Raw genomic sequence first — 17564 nt, forward strand, 5'->3', positions numbered from 1 at the left:
ATAAAAATGTTAGATATAGAGCAATAGACCGATTTCCTAAGGCTTAGGCACGACGTTGCTCAACGGTACGAGCTTACGGCTGCATGCAAGGTAGCGGTCTGGTGCCAAGGGGGGAACGCATACAATACTAGCAACGCCTACCCACCGTCCTAGGAGATTATTAATGGCAGAGGTTAGCCCCCGCCTTTACTGGTTGTTCCAATCTCTCATTGCCTTTATCCCCTATCTGCTTCTAGGTCTTTTTTCAGGCGCATTTATTTTAACGGCGGGCGCTTTTCTGGCTCGGATTTTGTTTGTAGACTGGTTGCGACCAGTTGAAGAGTTTTGCCTGCTAACGCTCAAGGCGCAAGCTAACCCAATCCTCGATAGCGGTATGACGGCTGTAACCCGGCTAGCTCAGGGCGAAATTACCATCCCTGTGCTGATCGTGGTTGGTGGAATTTTGGTTTACTCCGATCGGGCGATCGCGGCCCTGGTTCTGGCCATTGGGTTAGCCGGGTCATGGTTACTGAACGGGATTTTTAAATCTTTCTTCCGCCGAGAAAGGCCCGACTTGTGGTCTTCGTCTAAACGCCCGATGGACTACAGCTACCCGAGCGGCCACGCCATGAGCGCGATTTCGTTTTATGGTCTTTTGGCTGCTGCCCTAACCTCTCTCAGCATTCCGCTGGAGATTACGGCTACACTAGCTCTGATTTTAACCCTGGGGGTAGGGTTTAGCCGAGTGTATTTAGGTGTGCATTGGCCAACCGATGTGTTGAGCGGCTGGGTTGCTGGCGGTATCTGGCTCGGGGTTTGTCTGCTAGGGCTAGTGCGAATTGGCGGCCTTTGAGGGCGTGAGTCTTTCAGTGAAGTTCTTACAAATCAAGGGCTTCGGAATTAGGGATTTGAGGCTCAGAGGTTTGAGGCTCAGAATCTTGAGGGTGCTGGATGAAATCAAAAATGCTGTTTTTCTCAGCAGCACTGTTTTGTTCAGTGAATGTGACCATTAGCTCGGGTGTGGGCACATAGATCCAGAGGGCCTTGGGAACAACCTCAACGACGACCGGTGTTGTGCCAATACATTCCCCATCGGCATGAACATCTAGCGCTGGGTACGCTCTCACTTCAATCGTGGAGGCCTGATGCATTTTGAGCCGTTCATGGGGTAAGTGTTTGCCCCGCATAGCCGCAAAAAACTGGCGAAAATGATCCCACTTAGAGGGCCTGTTGATGTAAATAAGATCAAGCTTACCATCATTCATTTTGGCCTGGGGCGCTAGGGCAAACTCGATGCCATAGCGAGGGCTGTTGCAGACATTGACCTGTAAAGTACGCAGCCGCACTCTTCTGCCATCAAAGCGCAAGGCCAAACGGTGTGGTTTAAACTGCAAGAAGGTTCTGAAACCAGTAAAAAAGCTTTTAGTAGCCGCCCAATAGTTGCTCTTAATGCCTTCCTTAACGTCATCTCCACAGGGGAAAAGTGAGGCTTCTAGTCCTATACCCACTACTTCCACAAAATAGTGGTTATTGGCTTTGCCTAGGTCAAATTGGCTGCGCTCTCCCTCTGTGAGAACTTGTACAGCCTGTGTTATATCCGTAGGAATGTTTAGGCTGGCCGCAATATTATTGCGGGTGCCAAGGGGAATAATGCCCAGTGCCGTCTGAGTATGCGCCAAGCCCCGAGCGACAGCTTCAATTGTGCCGTCGCCCCCCGCGACAACCACCAGTTTTGCTCCCGATTTTGCGGCTGCGGCCGCTAACCCTTGGCCATTTTCCTCGGCTGTTGTGAGGCAGATTTCGGCGTGAATACCCTGGCTTTGTAAGGCGTTGATCAGATCGGGCACTAGCTGAGAATTTTCACTTGGCCCAGAGGTGGGGTTGACAATTAATACGGTATTCATCTCTGGAGCCTCCCGATTAGATTTCACGGAGCCATACAGCGGTGTGGAGCGCAGTGACATTGGCAAAAAGCTCAGGCTGCTGTTGTTTGCGATCGCCCTATTCTCTACTAGGCTAGGTTGAAATACTCCCTATGAACATGGGAGTGACGAGTACCTTCGGCTTAAATAGCGCGTGCTCCACTGCATCCATCATGACAGGCGCGGCGCAGGTGAAGTATTGGCAGCTGCACCAGGGGCGAGGAACATGGCACCGGGATAGGTCTCTATTCACATAGCCAGTTTCGTCTTTCCAACCGTCGTGACGTGCAGTACGTAGACAATGGTGAGAGCGATCTGGTCTTGGGTTCGGATCTCAGGGCGGGTACCGCTCACCAGCAGTAGGTCAACGTTATGGACAGAAGCCTAAGCCGCAAAGGAGTTGGTGGGCAGGCCGGGCACAGGGGCTGCGATCGCAAACACATCCCCCGAATAAAACCCCTGCTGAATCTCCTTTTGGCTCAGCCCCACAGAGGCGGTAGTGACGTAGAGAGTCTGCCGGTTAGGACCGCCAAACGTAGGGCAGGTGGGGCGCTGCACGGGCAGTTTAACCCGGCCCAGGGCTGTCCCAGAGGGGCTAAAGCAGGCCACGCAGCTGCCATTCCACAGGGCTGTCCAGATATTGCCGTCACTGTCGATCGCCAAGCCGTCGGGTTCAACGGATTCATCTTCGTCACCTAGGTCGATGGCAACGGTGCGATCGCTAATTTCCCCTGTTGCCCCATCAAACCTGTAGGCAAAAATTTTGCGCTGGGGTGAGTCAGTTAAATAGAAGGTATGGCCGTCAGGGCTCCAGCCCAGTCCGTTAGAGATTGTCAACTCTGTTTCCATGGTGCGCACCGAGCCGTCGGGGTCGTAGCGGTAGAGGGCTGCATGGCCAGGGTGGTCTGGGTTCATAGAGCCAATCCAAAAGCGGCCCTGGGGATCGCACTTGCCGTCGTTAAAGCGGGTGCCAGGAGCATCAAACTCAAAGGTGTGGAGCGTTTCGACCTTCCCTGAGGCGAGATCGAGATTGGTGATGCGATCGCCCATAGCCACTAGCAGCCGGTTGCCCTCCATCAGAGCCAGGGCGCTGCCCACATCCCCCACATCCCAGTGGCAGTCGTCGCCGCTGCTGGGCTCAAACACATGGACGCGGTGGTTGAGAATATCGACCCAGTAGAGCACTTGCTGGTCGCCATCCCACAGGGGGCCTTCCCCCAGGCGGGCGCGGGCGTGGAGCACGTTTTGGGCCGATAGCTCAGGCAGAGTCGCAGCGGTCATGGGGGCACCGGGGTTACTTACAGAAGGGTCGCACAGCGTGGCTGGGCACATCCCTATCTAAGGGCAGAGGCCGGGCTTTAGGGGCAATACTACGGCAGCGTTGAGGTGAGTTAAGGGTATAGGGCCTAAGGCGCTCCTTAAACCCTACACCCTATACCTCAAACCTCTATAGCCCTGACGCCTGCCGAATTTCCTCTGTCGCTGCAATCTGCTCCTGGCTGAACCCGGCTTGTTCGAGGTGGTCGAGGTAGTCGCGGCTGGTGTAGCGGCTGTCTAAGCCTAGGGCCTGGCGGTAGTTTGCCGTGGCCTCAGTAGAATTTTCGGCTGACCAGTGGGCTAGTGCCAGCGCTACCCAGGGGTGGGGGTTGCCCGGCTCTAGCTCGGTGGCGGTTTGGGCGGCGGCGATCGCCTGCTCTCCCTGCCCCAATCGCTGGTAGGCCAGGCTGAGGTTATAGTGGGCAATTTCGTTGTCGGGCTTCAGCTCGGCGGCGCGGGTGTGGGTGTCTACTGCCGCCTCTAGCTGTCCATCGACCAGATACACAATGCCCAGGGCGTTGAGGGCGGGCACGTGCTCTGGGCTGTAGCTCAGAGCGGTTTGTAGCGCATCAACGGCAGGGGCTGCAAACCCAGCGAGGTGCTGAGTCCAGCCCAGCAAGACCTGGCCTTCGGGGTTGCGGGGGTCGAGGGCGGCGGCGATCTTGAGGGTAGCGATCGCCCGTTCCATGTCTCCCTGCTGCCGAAAGGCCAGCCCCTCCTGTCGGTAGCGAGCCGCTGCCTGAGCATCCACCAAAAACATGGGTAACGCCAGATTCTCCAACGCCTCGGGGGAAAGCGTGGTGGACTGCCACGGCACCGTCGCCTCCCGCTGGCAGCCCGCCAGTGCCAAAGCCGTGCAGAGTATCCAACCAGAGACTTTTCCCATAGATCGTGTTTGCTGGATTTGTTGAGGGGCTCGGGTTAATACTCTATAAGCTTGGGCCTCAAACCGCTCTACGCCTAGTCTCCCCATCTCCTCCAATCCTCGATGTATTCCATACAGCACACCAGCCCCGCACCCCTGCTGTAGCGTAGCCTTGGGCGGTCCCTAATCCATCAGGGTGAAAGCTCAATAGCGGCCCCCTTGGGCCTGGCCCTAGCAATTAGCCTTTTCCCCACAGAGTTCTCCCTGAACTTTTTGGGGTCACCGTTTTATGGCATACCAATGCCGACTCTGCGATCGCCTACAAATAACTCTCCCAAGCAGCCCCAGCCGGTGGATGCAGCCTAGCCAAGCCGTTAGCGCTTACCTTTTGCTCTAGAATTTGGTCACGGCGGTTACCCTCCCGACGGCTCGGTTCTTAGTTCATTTCCCTCAACGGCACCCTATGGCTACTGGATATCTCGCGCTTGTACTCCATGCCCATTTGCCCTATGTACGTCACCCCGAGAGTGATTACGTACTGGAGGAAGAGTGGCTCTACGAGGCGATTATCGAAACCTACGTGCCGCTGCTCACCATGTTTGAGGGGCTGAAGCGCGACGGCATCGACTTTAAGCTCACCATGAGCATGACCCCGCCCCTGGTCTCTATGCTGCGTGACCCGCTGCTGCAAGAGCGCTTCGACGCCCACCTGGCCATGCTCGAAGAACTCACCGAGCTAGAGGTTGAGCGCCACGTTCATAACGGCCACCTGCAATACCTAGCTGAAACCTACGCCAAAGAGTTCAACCACGTGCGCAACGTGTGGGAGAGCTACAGCGGCGACCTGGTCACCGCCTTTAAGCAATACCAAGACAGCAATAACCTCGACATCATCACCTGCGGGGCCACCCACGGCTACCTGCCGCTGATGAAAATGTATCCCGAGGCTGTCTGGGCCCAAATTCAGGTCGCTGCCGAGCACTACGAAGACACCTTTGGGCAGCCCCCGAAGGGCATTTGGCTCCCCGAGTGCGCCTACTACGAGGGCCTCGAGCGCATGGTGGCCGACGCAGGTCTGCGCTACTTCCTCACCGATGGCCACGGCATTCTCTACGCTCGGCCCCGGCCTCGGTTTGGCAGCTACGCCCCCATCTTTACCGAGAGCGGTGTCGCCGCCTTTGGCCGCGATCACGAGTCGTCGCAGCAGGTTTGGTCGTCCCAGGTGGGCTATCCCGGCGCGCCTGAGTACCGCGAGTTTTACCGCGACCTGGGTTGGGATGCCGAGTACGAATACATCAAGCCCTACATCATGCCCAACGGCCAGCGAAAGAATGTGGGCATCAAATATCACAAAATTACCGGCAAGGGTCTGGGCCTCTCCGACAAGCAGCTCTACGATCCCTACTGGGCCAAAGAAAAAGCTGCCGAGCACGCCGCCAATTTTATGTACAACCGCGAGCAGCAGATCGGCCACCTCCACGACCTGATGCAGCGCCCGCCGATCATTGTGTCACCCTACGACGCTGAGCTGTTTGGTCACTGGTGGTACGAAGGCCCCTGGTTCCTCGACTACCTGTTCCGCAAGAGCTGGTTTGACCAAAGCACTTACGAAATGACCCACCTGACCGACTATTTGCAGGGTCATCCCACCCAGCAGGTGGGTCGCCCCTCCCAGTCGAGCTGGGGCTATAAGGGTTTCCACGAATACTGGCTGAACGAGACCAACTCCTGGATTTACCCCCATCTGCACAAAGCTGCTGAGCGCATGATCGACTTGGCCAAGCGCGAACCCGCCGATGAGCTAGAGTGGCGCGCCCTCAACCAGGCGGCGCGGGAACTGCTGCTGGCGCAGTCGTCTGACTGGGCCTTCATTATGCGTACCGGGACGATGGTGCCCTACGCCGTGCGGCGGACGCGATCGCACCTGATGCGCTTTCAAAAGCTGTGGGATGACATTCTGCGCGAAAAAATTGATTCCGGCTGGCTAGAGAAGATCGAAGTGGTCGACAACATCTTCCCCAATATCAACTACCGCGTCTATCGCCCGCTGTAGTGGGGCTGAATAAATTGATGGAAGGGCTGTCCTAAGCGAACAGCCGAGACGGCTATCCCACAAAGCTATGCCCAATCCTTGCGATCGCAGCATCTGGGTACTCTAAACACGACAGAATTCTGTCGCTAGAGCATACCTATGGTGTATTGCATGGTCGTCAACCCTGGGAAAACGGTGCGGGTTTCTATTGGGGTCATGTTGCTGGGCCTAGTCGAAGTCTGCGGGGCGATCGCAAGCCCGGTGCGGGCTCAAGCAGGGCCGATCGCACCACCACGGGCCTATTGGGATGCCGTTGAAGATGGCAGAACGCCAGAGCCCAACGAAGTTTTTAGAGACCTGACCGCCATCACCCGCCAAAACAACGCTCTAACTTGGAATGAACAGGGCCAAGTTTTAGTGACGACCTGGGCCGACTGGGCGGGTTATACCCAAAACGTGGGGAGTCGGCTGATTGTTACCCGCGATGTCTGGGTCACAGCTGCCCCCGACTTGCAGAGCTTTTGCAAAGCGTATACCCCAACCGCCGAGGTTCCCTTAGCGGCTCGCCTCGGGCAGGCGCTCGGTTTACCCCCTGAGCCTGCTGCCCAGGTGGCCAATCGTCAGGTGGTTGAAATTTGGGTCGATCCACAGTTTCTCTTTCGCCCTAGCCCCGACCCTGAGATTACTGACCACGAGGCCGAGCTGACCTTTCGCACCGCCAATGAATTCGTCTCGGTGCCGATCAGCTATCAGCACTGGTTTTATGCCCAATACGATCAGCGCTATCAATATCAGGGGCAGCCGATCGCAATCAATAGTGTAGAACCTCCTAGCGCTCTGCCCTATCCGTGGACTCAGCTAGGTTATACGTATGATTGGGGCGATCGCGCCGACTGGGCTACGCTTGACCCAACCCGCCCAGACAATGTGGGCTTGAGCGAGTTCGTGATTCGTCAGTGGTCGCCGATCGCAGTCCAAGCCGCGCAGCCGATTGATGATTACTGCCGCTAGGGGCGCAAACTCAGACACAAGGCAGGACGATCAGGGAATTTAAGAGGTTGCCGCCTCCCTCTTCTCCGCCTAGAATCATTCCCCGCAGAAATATTCTGTCAGAGGCACGCTTGGGTACAACTGTATTAACTGTCATACATCCCTATTTCAGAGTGCAAATCCTAGGGCAGCCCCAATCAGGTAACTTGAGGTATGCGGCTTGGCATGCCTGGACTAGAGATAAATTTTTAGCGCAAGAAGTATTGCAAGTCACAAATATCAAGGTTAGTTATCAAATATGCAAGACTAAGACTAAACCAAAAATATGAAATTAACACTGACTATTTTATTTAATCCTTTAGGACTGGGCATTCTTAGAAAGAGCCTCGAAATGATTTGAATGAATCTGGTCTTGCCAGAAAGCTTGATACATACTATATAGCTAACTAAACTTCTTAGAACTAGAAACATTATGAAAAAACTCTCGCCAAATGCTATTCAAGCCTTGAAAGAAGCTTTAACTCATATCTACTGGAGGAAGCAGGATCTGCGTAGTTTTATCTATCACACGGTTGAAAACAAACTTTTTATTTCAACTATTGACTGGGATAACAACAGAAAAGCCGAGAGCGCAGGAATACTAGTAGAGAGAATGATCGAGAGACCGGATCTGTATGAGAAAGATCTATTAAATCTGTTTGATGTCACAATGCATTTCGATGACTTTAGTCATTTAAAGCAATGGGACGATCCCGAAACAAAAATAACTAGGGCCAAGAATGCAGTTGATGCTTTAAGAAGGCATGCCAAAGGATATTTTCAGCTAAAAGAGGAAAAAGAAAAAGTTGAAGCGAGGAGAAGTGTTTTTGCAAGTATGCAAAAAGAGAAGGAAAGTTTCTCCAATATGATTGATGTTTTGAAAAGCGATTTTATGCGTTTAGTAGTGGAGAAGAATGCTCAGAAGAGGGGTTTTGCTTTCGAAAAATTTCTTAACAGCCTTTTTGTTCTATTTGACCTTGAACCGAAAGAGTCTTTTAGAATCGCTGGCGAGCAAATTGATGGAGCATTTTCTTTCGATGGCAACGATTTTCTGCTTGAAGCAAAATGGCAGGAAAAGCCTATTGATCTTAGTGATCTTTTTTCTTTTGGAGGAAAGATTGATGGACGGCTCAAGTTGACCCTTGGTCTAATAATTTCTATGAATGGATTTACCGAGAGTTATAATGAAAGTAATTCGTCATTACTCAAAGCAATGCTGCTGATGGATGGTACTGATTTGATGGCAGTTCTTGAAGGTCGAATAGATCTGAAAGACATGCTTTTTCGTAAAAGGCGGCATGCTTCTGATACTGGTGATATCTTCTTTAAGTTCGGAGACATGTAGTGAGTGTGCTAGTGATGGCAAATGAATGGCAAGAAACATTAGTTGAGCAGCAGATTACATACACTCTGAACCTGAATGGTCGAATCGTTCTGATCGAAAACGTACCGGCTCGCGTTAATGAAGAAACAGGTGAGCAATTTTTCTCCTCCTCAACTGTAGGGCACCTTTAGTAGACGATTTTAGACTGATCAGAACCCGATCATTATGTTCAAGTGTTTACAACCACTCAAGCAGCGCCGCGTAAGACTAGCTCATAAATAGCTTGGTTGAAACAAAGTGCAACTCAACACTTAGCTCTGTTGGGTTCTGCTAGGGCTTTACTCAATCTACGATGCCACTGAAGCAGCCAGTTAGATGGTTAAAGACCTAGAAGAATACAATTTTTGCTATGAGTCAGCAAAGTGTGTCATCACTTTGTGTGATCCATCGAAGGCAACTCTTGAGAACAAAGCAATGGCTCTCAACAGTACATCAGGCCCGAAAGGTCAACGATCAATCTCGAAACGACAACTGGCACAACACATTGTCATACGAAGCACTGTAATAGGGCTGATGTCAGGGGTCATACTGGGCGCCCTTTTTGGCTTTTTCCCACTTCCACTTCTCTTGATCTTTACAGGAATAGTCGGTGCTGGCTTGGGCTTAGGACTGGGGTTAATTAATGGGCTACTGTTGAGTGCTATAACGTGCCTATTTTTTTACCCACTACGGTCAATTTGGCTCTATCACCTCATAGCCAAAGTTATAGGTGCTTTGATAGGTGGGGGCGGGGCCGCTGTCTTTGGGCCTTGGTATTTTTCATCGCAAGCAATCACGCCCAGTTCAGCCGTAGAAATCGGCTTTGGCTCTGTAATAGCGTCGATCATTGCTGGCTGGGCTGGCGGGCTAGCGGGGCAAAACATTGCCCAGTGGTATGAACAAAAAAGTGTAGCTGCTCAGCACGAATCAATAACTAGACAAACTTCGTCTGGTGCAAACTCTTTGCAGAAGTTGAAGCGACATTTGGGCAATATTTCATTGTTACAAAAGGCCGGTTGGATTAGTGTTGCCATCTTCTCATTGCTTAGCTTTTTTCTGAGAAACAGGGTTCTGCGGTTTCTAGTCTGCGGTGATCTGGTTACAGACGCGTATTCTTGTCTCCCATCTCCTCGCCTTTATACTTCAGTCATAGAAGGCTTTAAATTCGCTTTTCCTATTACCTTTCTAATCGCGTTGATAGTGGTACTACTGCAACGACTATATACAAGGCGTATATAGTCGAATAACACTGAATTAAGGCTAACGAGAAGTGCAACCCAGCATTAGAATCGGCTTCGTTGGGTCACACTAGCGCTTTGCCCAACCTACGGTGTTGCTGTACTGCGATCGCCAAAAGTTTGCAAGAGTTAAAGACAGTTTGGCCTACGGTAACTCCTCCAGAAACACTGGTCAAAGCGATCGCCGATGTCCATATTTTGGTCTTACAGGTCGAACAGCGCGGTTCCTAAGTAGCTACTGCCGGGGCACTAACAGTGATGCACAGCGGCCTTTGGTAGCGATGGGCCAAATTTATGGATATGTCGGGATTAGCTATGGAGGGCTCAGCTACAGTGGGCGAAACGTGGCAAAATGCCTGCGATGACCCTTCAGGGTCGGTCTTTGACCATCGCCTTTGTTGCACCTTGCCCCATGGAAATTGACCCCGAGCTGCTAGACCCCTCAACGCGCTATAAGCTGCTGATTGGCAGCGTCGTGCCCCGGCCGATCGCCTTTGTTTCCAGTCTGTCGCCCGAGGGCGTGGCCAACCTGGCCCCCTTCTCCTACTTCAATGCTGCCGGCCACAAGCCCCTGGCGCTGATGTTCAGCATTAGCCTCAAGCCCGACGGCAGCGAAAAAGACACCCTGCGCAACGTGCGCCCCCCCAGCGAAGGCGGCACTGGTGAATACGTAATCAACCTGGCGGTTGAATCCTATGCCCACCAGGTGGCGGAATGTGCTGAGCCGCTGCCCTACGGCGAGTCAGAATTTGACTATGTGAACCTGTCGCCCGCCCCCAGCCGAGTGATAAAACCGCCCCGCGTGGCCGAGTCACCCGTGGCCTTTGAGTGCCCCACCCTGCAAATTGTGCCAGTGGGTGAGTTTCACATTGTGATTGGCCAGGTGGTGCACCTGTTTGTGCGCGACGACGTGCTCGGCGAGAATAACCGCATTGATGTTGACAAAGTGGGGGCGATCGGGCGGATGGCGGGCTATGAATACTGCCGCACGGGCGATCGCTTTGAAATTCCCAACGGCTTTCCTAAGCAGCCCCAGGTCTAGTGGCATGATAGGTGAGCAATCAATTGGAGCGCGGCGAATGAGCGATGTGAGTGAGCACGATTTGGGCCATGTGCGGCGGGCGATAGCCCTTTCCCATAGCGCCCGCGAAGCTGGTAACCGCCCCTTTGGGGCCGTGCTGGCCGATGCCTCAGGCCAGGTGCTGGCCGAAGCCGAAAACAACCAGATCACCGAGCAAGACTGCACCGGCCACGCCGAAACCGTGCTGCTGCGCCAAATGGACAAAGGGTTGAGTCCAGACACTCTCAAAGACTGCACCCTCTACGCCAGCACCGAACCCTGCCCCATGTGCGCTGGGGCGATCTTTTGGAGTGGGGTAGGGCGGCTGATGTATGCCTTGGGCAGCGATCGCCTCTACAGTCTCCAGGGCGAATCTCCCTCTCAGCTGCATTTAGGCAGCCGCGAGGTGCTTAAGCACGGCAAGCGCCCGGTTGAAGTCATTGGTCCCGTGCTTGAAGACGAGGCCCTGAAAGCCTTTGAGGGTTTTTTCTAAACTTTTTGCCGTTGATTTAACCATCCTGGGGTTATGGATCTATTCAAATTTGTGCTGGGGCCCTACGAGTTTTTCGCCGCCATTCTTGGGGGTGTGCCCCTCATATTGGCGATCTTCTTGCTCTATAACCCGGCCATTAGCCTGCAAGCTTTTATCGGTTTGATTCTAACCAAGTTCTCCCTTCAGGTATTGATTGCGTTGGCGTTCGCTAGCTATCTCTTAGGGGGCTTAGCGCAGGGCGTGACCTGGAAGTTTTTTTTAGCCCTGTGTAATCTGTCGAAGCGGGATTTTCATTATTTCCCAGCTGAAATTCTTCTCAACAGAAGTGAGTGGCTACAAGGGCTGGCCAAAGATACTGATCCCAAAACCCTCGATTTTGAGAATCGCTTAGTGCTGCTGCTGCACGATAAAGTTGGCATGCCAAAAACGATGAACCATCTCTATTCAAGGGTCTGCTCGTATCTAAAAGAAAACAACAGGCCCTCCCTGGTTACCGCAGATTTGTACCAGGCTACTCATATCATGTACCGCAACATCTCGTTTGGGCTGCTGATCCTAGGCGGAGTGTTTTGGGTCAATATTTTCCGCGTTGGAGCAGCATCCTTCGAGCAGGTAGCATTATTTTTTGGGGCTTTAGTGTTGTCCTACATCGCCTTTGTGCGCTCAGTTTCTTTTAAGCGGTGGCACGCTAGAGAGGTTTTGCTAGGGTTCTACTTCGCCGCTTGTGGCAATTAAGACGCTACCGCAGCGGGTGATGCTCAGCCAAAAGTTTTTCGACCTTGGCTTCGTCAATGCGGGCAGTGACCTGTTTGGCCTCGTGCAGGTCGCGCACCGTTTTAGAAAGACTGGCGGTAGACCCCAGGGCAAACAACGTGCCCATGCCCATGTAGCCTTTTACCCAGGCATTGACCGGTAGGCAAAAGATGCCCAGCGATAGGCTGCCCACCGACAGCAAAAAGGCTAGCCAGGTTTGCACGACCCAGGCTTGACTATGACTCGATGGCGGCTGCACAGAATTCATCGGCTGACTCCTTAACGGTGTGAATGACTACGAACTACGTCAACCCTAGGCGAGTCTTCCGTTAGGTCATCTACAGCGGAGACACTTTTTGAAATGCCCCAGGGTGCAGCAATATCGAGAGCCGTCCATGACTATTGCAGCAGTTAATTGAGCTAGGCCACTTTGACAGGCGGAATTCTCGGCCCTTGGGGGCCGGTCTTTGACCATACACTCGCCATCTTGCAACTGAAGTAAAGAATTCTCTCAGAGCCCCCCACTAGCCCTACATCTTCGCGACAATCAAAACCGTTGGGTCTACCAGGGCTGCGCGGCTCAGGGTGTTTCGGCAAACTCACGCTGACCACCGCCACCAAGGAGACTCACCCGATGAAACTGGCCTACTGGATGTATGCCGGCCCGGCGCACATTGGCACCCTGCGCATCGCGAGCTCGTTTAAAAACGTGCACGCGATTATGCACGCGCCGCTGGGGGATGACTATTTCAACGTCATGCGATCGATGCTAGAGCGGGAGCGCGACTTTACCCCCGTCACCGCCAGCATTGTCGATCGCAATGTCCTCGCGCGCGGCTCCCAAGAAAAGGTGGTCGATAATATCGTCCGCAAAGACAGAGAAGAGCACCCCGATCTAATTGTGCTCACCCCTACCTGCACCTCCAGCATTCTGCAAGAGGATCTGGCCAACTTTGTGCAGCGCGCCAGCCTTGATTCCCAGGGCGATGTGCTGCTGGCGGATGTCAACCACTACCGGGTCAACGAGCTGCAAGCCGCCGATCGCACCCTCCAGCAGATCGTGCAGTTCTACATTGCCAAAGCCCGCAAGCAGGGCACGCTCTCTGAGGGCAAAACCGAGAAGCCTTCGGTGAATATCATTGGCATGACGACCCTAGGCTTCCACAACAACCACGACTGCCGCGAGCTGCGCACCCTGATGGCTCAGCTCGGCATTGAGGTGAATCTGGTGATGCCCGAGGGTGCGCTGGTGACACAAATTAAAGACATGGGCCGAGCCTGGTTTAACCTGGTGCCCTACCGCGAAGTGGGGCCGCTGACGGCAGAGTATCTTAAAGACGAGCTGGGCATGCCCTACGTCGACATCACCCCCATGGGTATTGTCGAAACCGCCCGCTGCATTCGCGCCATTCAAACGGTGCTGAACGAGCAGGGGGCTGATGTAAATTACGACGCGTTCATCGACGAGCAGACCCGGTTTATATCGCAGGCGGCCTGGTTCTCGCGATCGATCGACTGTCAGAACTTAACTGGCAAGAAGGCCGTGGTGTTTGGCGACAGCACCCACGCCGCCGCTATGGTCAAGATTCTCGCCCGCGAAATGGGCATCCATGTGGTGCTGGCGGGCACCTACTGCAAGTACGACGCTCAGTGGTTTGCCGCTGAGGTGGGCGAGTACTGCGACGAGGTTTTGGTCAGTGAGGATAACGGGGAAATTGGCGATCGCATTGCCCAGCTCGAACCTGCTGCGATTTTCGGCACCCAGATGGAGCGCCACGTGGGCAAGCGGCTCGACATCCCCTGCGGCGTGATTGCTGCCCCCATTCACATTCAGAACTTCCCGGTGGGCTATCGGCCATTCATGGGCTATGAGGGAGCCAACCAGATCGTTGACCTGGTCTACAACTCCTTTACCCTGGGCATGGAAGACCACCTGCTGGAGTTCTTTGGCGGCCACGATACTAAAGAGATCCTCACCAAAACCATGAGCGCCGATGCCGCTGTCGAGGCTGGGTTGGGCTGGAGCGCTGACGGCCTGGCCGAGCTGCAAAAGATCCCCGGCTTTGTGCGCGGCAAGGTGAAACGCAACACCGAGAAGTATGCCCGCGAGCAGGGCGTTGCTAGCATCACCGCTGAGGTGCTGTACGCGGCGAAGGAAGCGGTGGGAGCGTAACCGCAAATTCCATCCCGTCTGTGTAGGGGCGAACGGTGTTCGCCCTGATTGGGCAAGAACCCCGCTGGGCAAACAACCGTTTGCCCCTACAGGCCCACCTGGTTAGGGCAGGGCTCAACTCCAAAAATTAGCCCCCAGACTCTTTTAACAAGAAGAGCCTGGGGGCTAATTTTTTCAAGCGCTTTTACCGATTGGAGGACTAGCTACCCTGGCAGCCGACCCAAGTGCCTTGGTCTTCGTAGACAAAGGGGGTGCCAGTTTCGCAGAGCACGGAAACTGCGCTCTGGGGGCCAGGGATGGTTACTAGAGAGACGGTGCCGCCGACAGGGCCGGGCACGTCAGATAGCTCAGGCTCAGTTAGCACTGACTCGGGGCCGACGGCATCATTGGGATTAGGCACTTCGCAGCCAACCCAATCCATACCCATGTCGCTGTAGCCGAAGGGCACAAAGCCTTCTTGGTCACAGGCCACCATCACACCAGTCTCGGGGCCGGGCAGCCGGAGCTGCTTCACCATGCCGCCCTCTGGGCTCTCGACATCGCCGAAAAATACATCAATTGTGGCTCCAGGCTCTGCGGGCATGGGCGTCTCAGTAGAGGGAGCTTCTTCGTAGGGATCCATGACTTCTACAGGGGTGGTGCAGCCTACAGCACCAACGAGGCACAGTGCTGCCGCTGCACCCAAGCGACCCCAGGTAGAGGCCGACAATTTAGAACCGGGTAGACGAGAAAAAGCCATAGCAAAACTACCTATCGAAAGAGTGTTTTTTCGGCATTGAGCATTATAAGCACTCTTTCGATGGATTTTTTAAGGCACTAAAGGTACATTTTGGGTCAGGTCGAGGCTTTTTTGCTCAAAAACCTCCGCTGGCGATGCCGCTTTGCCGCCCGCTCGGCCCTTCGCCCTTAAACTTGATAGGGCGAAGGCAGGGTTATCTCTGCGATCGCGCGATCGCAAAGATTCATCATTGGCGACAGCGACCTAAAACTGGGGCGATATGATGGCAATACCGCATTTTGTATAGCGTTTAACTAATGACCCAGGCCGATCCTGCACCCCCAACCCCTTCTGGTGGAAGCAACACAGCCAAGTGGGTGGCGCTGGGCTGCGGTGGCTGCCTCGGCGTGACGGTGCTGGCCGGGCTGGCGCTGGCATTTTTCATCAACCGCACCATGCAATTTACCGTTGGCCCCAACCAGGACGCAGCGGAAAGCCAAGAGCTGTTTACCTACACCATTCCCAGCGAGAGCCGGACCATTCTTGATATGGACATGTTTGGCATGCAGATGATTCAGGTGGCCAACACCGACTCGCCACCATCGGTGCTGCTGACCATGGGCCAGTTGCCCAGCTACCTCCAGGGAAGCAACGCTCAGCAAAGCTTTGTTGAAGAGTTCCAAAACAGCATTACTACCCAGGGCAGCTATCAACTCACTGAGCAGAGAGCCGAAGAGCGCACCCTCTGCGATCAGCCCGTGTCAGTGGTGATTCAGACGGGCAGCTTCGAAAACGGTGGCACCACCTACAACGCCGTCAGTTTACTGACCTTTGTCGAGCACAACAACGACGCTCGCTTTGTGTGGGTGCTGGCCCACGGCGATGCGTCCCAGACTACCGCCGACCAGGTGTTTGCCACCCTCGGCTGCCGTTGAGGAAGGCCGGTATAAGATCTCAGATATAGAGTTCAAGAGGTTGGCCTTAGACCCTATACCTCGAACCCTAAACCCTTTATTTAGTCTGAGTGACCCGCCAGCTCAGCTTGAGGTTGAGCCAGAAATTCCAGAAGGTGACGATCGCGATCGCCACTAAATTTGCCAAGTAGGGCCAGCGCTGGTCAAACACCAGGTTGTAGATCACGTTGAGCACCAGCACATTCAACACCAGCCCCGCTAGGCACACCAGGTTGAACTTCAGAAAACGTTTTAACCGGGCCGACCAACCCTGTTGCAACATGCTGATGTCGGCAAAGGTCCAGGCATCATTCCAAATAAAGTTGTTGATAATCGCGACTTCAGCCGCCCCAATTTTGCTGCGAGTTAGGGGTATCCCGAGCGTGCTGTGCAACAGGTAGAGAATCACCATATCCACCACCACGCCGCTGAGACCCACTACGCCAAAGCGCACAAACCGCTGCATGGGGAAGCGCTGGTGCAGCTGCGATAGCCGCCCTCCCAGCCGCAGCCGCAGCAGGTGGTGAATGTAGTCGATGTACTGCCGCCAGGTGACCTTGCTCGCCCCCTCCTGCCGCTCTTGAAAGACGTAGCCCACCTCGGCGATGGTGTCGATGGTGCCGCGCCCCAGCACCTCTAGCAAAATCTTGTAACCCTTGGGGTTGAGCAGGGGGCCGGCGATCGCCTCCCGCTGCACCATAAAGTAGCCGCTCATGGGGTCGCTCACTCGACCTACCACCCGAGGTAATAGCAGCAAACCTACCGTCTGCGCCCCCCGCGACAGCACTCGCCGCGCCAGGCTCCACTCGCTGACGCCGCCGCCCTCGACATGGCGACTGCCCACCGCCAAATCAGCCCCTTGCTGAATGGCCTTCAACAGCCCGAGCAGCACCTCTGGGGGATGCTGCAAATCGGCGTCGATAACCCCTAAAATACGTCCTCGGGCGCTCTGCCAGCCGCGAATCACCGCCGAAGATAGGCCTCGTTCTGTCTGCCGCCGCAGCACTCGCACCTGGGGATAGGTTGCCTGCAATTCTAGAGCCTTGTTCCAGGTGAGGTCGGGGCTATCGTCGTCCACTACGATCAGCTCGTAATCTTGGGGAATCGCGCTGTCGAGGAGGGCGATCAGGCGCTCCACCAAGGGGCCAATATTCTGGCCTTCGTTATAAGTCGGTATGGCTAGGGACAGGGTCAGGGTTTGTAGCGCAACCCCATCATCCCCAGCTAGAGCTGGCAGGGGTTCAATTTGCAAGGGGCCATTGGGGCAAGGCTCAAGCTTTTGCAACTGGGATGGGGGAATCATGGTACCGGCGCAACACACCAAGCATTCCGGTAGCCCGAGCCCTAGAGCGCGCTAAGAACCTAGCGCTAATGCTTGAACCTAGCCGAAATTTTACATAGGCAACCATCCTACAGCAGTCGCTCCCCCAACGTAAATGACTGGGTGTCTCGGCAAAAACCGTGCTACAGAGTTCTTACAATTTCAAACTCTGTGCTACCTAGCCAATGCAGAATCTCAAACCCTGGTTCTACAAGCGATCGGCAATAGGCTGCTAAGAGCTGATTTCTAAAGAAAACCTAAAATTTGAGGAGTCGATAGGAGGTGGCATTTTTAGGCTGGAGTTGTAGCCAAGCTTCAAAATTATGAGCAAGCTTCCCACAGTCACCA

Annotated in this window: 18 protein-coding genes; 12 read left to right on the forward strand and 6 right to left on the reverse strand. The window is 54.2% G+C overall.

Annotation, left to right across the window (positions count from 1 at the left end):
* Positions 1-163: 163 nt before the first annotated feature.
* Positions 164-832 (forward strand): phosphatase PAP2 family protein, encoded by a 669-nt coding sequence (locus tag H6F57_RS17225; protein ID WP_190629252.1) that lies wholly within the window; start codon positions 164-166, stop codon positions 830-832.
* A gap of 25 nt (positions 833-857) precedes the next feature.
* Here H6F57_RS17225 and H6F57_RS17230 read toward each other — a convergent pair whose 3' ends face one another.
* The 3 genes from H6F57_RS17230 to H6F57_RS17240 all read right to left on the reverse strand — a co-directional run bounded on the left by H6F57_RS17230 (position 858) and on the right by H6F57_RS17240 (position 4104).
* Positions 858-1883, reverse strand: coding sequence for a YegS/Rv2252/BmrU family lipid kinase (locus tag H6F57_RS17230; protein WP_190629254.1), 1026 nt, complete (start codon positions 1881-1883; stop codon positions 858-860).
* 402 nt (positions 1884-2285) lie between these two features.
* On the reverse strand, positions 2286-3182 hold the full coding sequence (locus tag H6F57_RS17235) for an SMP-30/gluconolactonase/LRE family protein (protein WP_190629256.1): 897 nt from the start codon (positions 3180-3182) through the stop codon (positions 2286-2288).
* Positions 3183-3348: 166 nt separating this feature from the next.
* Entirely contained in the window at positions 3349-4104 is a 756-nt protein-coding gene (locus H6F57_RS17240; protein ID WP_199289853.1) for a tetratricopeptide repeat protein, read from the reverse strand.
* 442 nt (positions 4105-4546) lie between these two features.
* On the opposite strand from H6F57_RS17240, the gene H6F57_RS17245 reads away from it, so the two are divergent.
* From H6F57_RS17245 to H6F57_RS17285, 9 genes are all read left to right on the forward strand, one after another.
* The gene (locus tag H6F57_RS17245) at positions 4547-6136 is read left to right on the forward strand and encodes a glycoside hydrolase family 57 protein (protein ID WP_190629259.1); all 1590 of its coding nucleotides are present in this window, start codon (positions 4547-4549) and stop codon (positions 6134-6136) included.
* Positions 6137-6274: 138 nt separating this feature from the next.
* The gene (locus tag H6F57_RS17250) at positions 6275-7126 is read left to right on the forward strand and encodes a hypothetical protein (protein WP_190629261.1); all 852 of its coding nucleotides are present in this window, start codon (positions 6275-6277) and stop codon (positions 7124-7126) included.
* 451 nt (positions 7127-7577) lie between these two features.
* Positions 7578-8489 (forward strand): hypothetical protein, encoded by a 912-nt coding sequence (locus H6F57_RS17255; RefSeq protein ID WP_190629263.1) that lies wholly within the window; start codon positions 7578-7580, stop codon positions 8487-8489.
* Positions 8489-8659, forward strand: a complete 171-nt coding sequence (locus H6F57_RS17260; RefSeq protein ID WP_190795021.1) for a hypothetical protein — start codon at positions 8489-8491, stop codon at positions 8657-8659. The genes H6F57_RS17255 and H6F57_RS17260 overlap by 1 nt, the downstream gene beginning before the upstream one ends.
* Positions 8660-8843: 184 nt before the next feature.
* Positions 8844-9746, forward strand: coding sequence for a hypothetical protein (locus H6F57_RS17265; RefSeq protein ID WP_190629264.1), 903 nt, complete (start codon positions 8844-8846; stop codon positions 9744-9746).
* A 77-nt stretch (positions 9747-9823) separates the two neighbouring features.
* Complete coding sequence (locus H6F57_RS17270) at positions 9824-9976, forward strand: hypothetical protein (protein ID WP_190629266.1); 153 nt, start codon at positions 9824-9826, stop codon at positions 9974-9976.
* A 181-nt stretch (positions 9977-10157) separates the two neighbouring features.
* Entirely contained in the window at positions 10158-10787 is a 630-nt protein-coding gene (locus tag H6F57_RS17275) for a flavin reductase family protein (RefSeq protein WP_190629268.1), read from the forward strand.
* Between the two features lie 37 nt (positions 10788-10824).
* Entirely contained in the window at positions 10825-11298 is a 474-nt protein-coding gene (locus H6F57_RS17280) for a nucleoside deaminase (RefSeq protein ID WP_190629271.1), read from the forward strand.
* Between the two features lie 33 nt (positions 11299-11331).
* Positions 11332-12033: a hypothetical protein gene (locus H6F57_RS17285; protein ID WP_190629272.1), complete on the forward strand. Its 702-nt coding sequence runs from the start codon at positions 11332-11334 to the stop codon at positions 12031-12033.
* 4 nt (positions 12034-12037) lie between these two features.
* Here H6F57_RS17285 and H6F57_RS17290 read toward each other — a convergent pair whose 3' ends face one another.
* Positions 12038-12319 (reverse strand): YiaA/YiaB family inner membrane protein, encoded by a 282-nt coding sequence (locus H6F57_RS17290; RefSeq protein WP_190629275.1) that lies wholly within the window; start codon positions 12317-12319, stop codon positions 12038-12040.
* Positions 12320-12685: 366 nt separating this feature from the next.
* Between H6F57_RS17290 and bchB the strand changes: the two genes are divergently transcribed.
* Positions 12686-14224 (forward strand): ferredoxin:protochlorophyllide reductase (ATP-dependent) subunit B, encoded by a 1539-nt coding sequence (gene bchB / locus H6F57_RS17295; RefSeq protein ID WP_190629277.1) that lies wholly within the window; start codon positions 12686-12688, stop codon positions 14222-14224.
* 199 nt (positions 14225-14423) lie between these two features.
* On the opposite strand, the gene H6F57_RS17300 is transcribed toward bchB, so the two are convergent.
* Positions 14424-14963: a hypothetical protein gene (locus H6F57_RS17300; RefSeq protein ID WP_190629279.1), complete on the reverse strand. Its 540-nt coding sequence runs from the start codon at positions 14961-14963 to the stop codon at positions 14424-14426.
* 296 nt (positions 14964-15259) lie between these two features.
* Here H6F57_RS17300 and H6F57_RS17305 point away from each other — a divergent pair, with 296 nt between their 5' ends.
* Entirely contained in the window at positions 15260-15877 is a 618-nt protein-coding gene (locus H6F57_RS17305) for a hypothetical protein (protein ID WP_190629282.1), read from the forward strand.
* Positions 15878-15953: 76 nt separating this feature from the next.
* On the opposite strand, the gene H6F57_RS17310 is transcribed toward H6F57_RS17305, so the two are convergent.
* Positions 15954-17198 carry a glycosyltransferase gene (locus tag H6F57_RS17310; protein ID WP_190629283.1) on the reverse strand — a complete coding sequence of 415 codons (1245 nt, stop codon included), beginning with the start codon at positions 17196-17198 and terminating at the stop codon, positions 15954-15956.
* Positions 17199-17564: the final 366 nt, after the last annotated feature.

Origin of the sequence: Leptolyngbya sp. FACHB-60 (assembly GCF_014695775.1) — a bacterium.
In the GTDB taxonomy this organism is placed as follows: domain Bacteria; phylum Cyanobacteriota; class Cyanobacteriia; order Phormidesmidales; family Phormidesmidaceae; genus Nodosilinea.

What these genes read in the sequence shown, in the direction of transcription:
- H6F57_RS17225 (WP_190629252.1), top strand. Translation starts at nt 164, where the DNA reads ATGGCAGAGGTTAGCCCCCGCCTTTACTGGTTGTTCCAATCTCTCATT.
- H6F57_RS17230 (WP_190629254.1), bottom strand. Translation starts at nt 1,883, where the DNA reads ATGAATACCGTATTAATTGTCAACCCCACCTCTGGGCCAAGTGAAAAT.
- H6F57_RS17235 (WP_190629256.1), bottom strand. Translation starts at nt 3,182, where the DNA reads ATGACCGCTGCGACTCTGCCTGAGCTATCGGCCCAAAACGTGCTCCAC.
- H6F57_RS17240 (WP_199289853.1), bottom strand. Translation starts at nt 4,104, where the DNA reads ATGGGAAAAGTCTCTGGTTGGATACTCTGCACGGCTTTGGCACTGGCG.
- H6F57_RS17245 (WP_190629259.1), top strand. Translation starts at nt 4,547, where the DNA reads ATGGCTACTGGATATCTCGCGCTTGTACTCCATGCCCATTTGCCCTAT.
- H6F57_RS17250 (WP_190629261.1), top strand. Translation starts at nt 6,275, where the DNA reads ATGGTGTATTGCATGGTCGTCAACCCTGGGAAAACGGTGCGGGTTTCT.
- H6F57_RS17255 (WP_190629263.1), top strand. Translation starts at nt 7,578, where the DNA reads ATGAAAAAACTCTCGCCAAATGCTATTCAAGCCTTGAAAGAAGCTTTA.
- H6F57_RS17265 (WP_190629264.1), top strand. Translation starts at nt 8,844, where the DNA reads ATGGTTAAAGACCTAGAAGAATACAATTTTTGCTATGAGTCAGCAAAG.
- H6F57_RS17275 (WP_190629268.1), top strand. Translation starts at nt 10,158, where the DNA reads ATGGAAATTGACCCCGAGCTGCTAGACCCCTCAACGCGCTATAAGCTG.
- H6F57_RS17280 (WP_190629271.1), top strand. Translation starts at nt 10,825, where the DNA reads ATGAGCGATGTGAGTGAGCACGATTTGGGCCATGTGCGGCGGGCGATA.
- H6F57_RS17285 (WP_190629272.1), top strand. Translation starts at nt 11,332, where the DNA reads ATGGATCTATTCAAATTTGTGCTGGGGCCCTACGAGTTTTTCGCCGCC.
- H6F57_RS17290 (WP_190629275.1), bottom strand. Translation starts at nt 12,319, where the DNA reads ATGAATTCTGTGCAGCCGCCATCGAGTCATAGTCAAGCCTGGGTCGTG.
- bchB (WP_190629277.1), top strand. Translation starts at nt 12,686, where the DNA reads ATGAAACTGGCCTACTGGATGTATGCCGGCCCGGCGCACATTGGCACC.
- H6F57_RS17300 (WP_190629279.1), bottom strand. Translation starts at nt 14,963, where the DNA reads ATGGCTTTTTCTCGTCTACCCGGTTCTAAATTGTCGGCCTCTACCTGG.
- H6F57_RS17305 (WP_190629282.1), top strand. Translation starts at nt 15,260, where the DNA reads ATGACCCAGGCCGATCCTGCACCCCCAACCCCTTCTGGTGGAAGCAAC.
- H6F57_RS17310 (WP_190629283.1), bottom strand. Translation starts at nt 17,198, where the DNA reads ATGATTCCCCCATCCCAGTTGCAAAAGCTTGAGCCTTGCCCCAATGGC.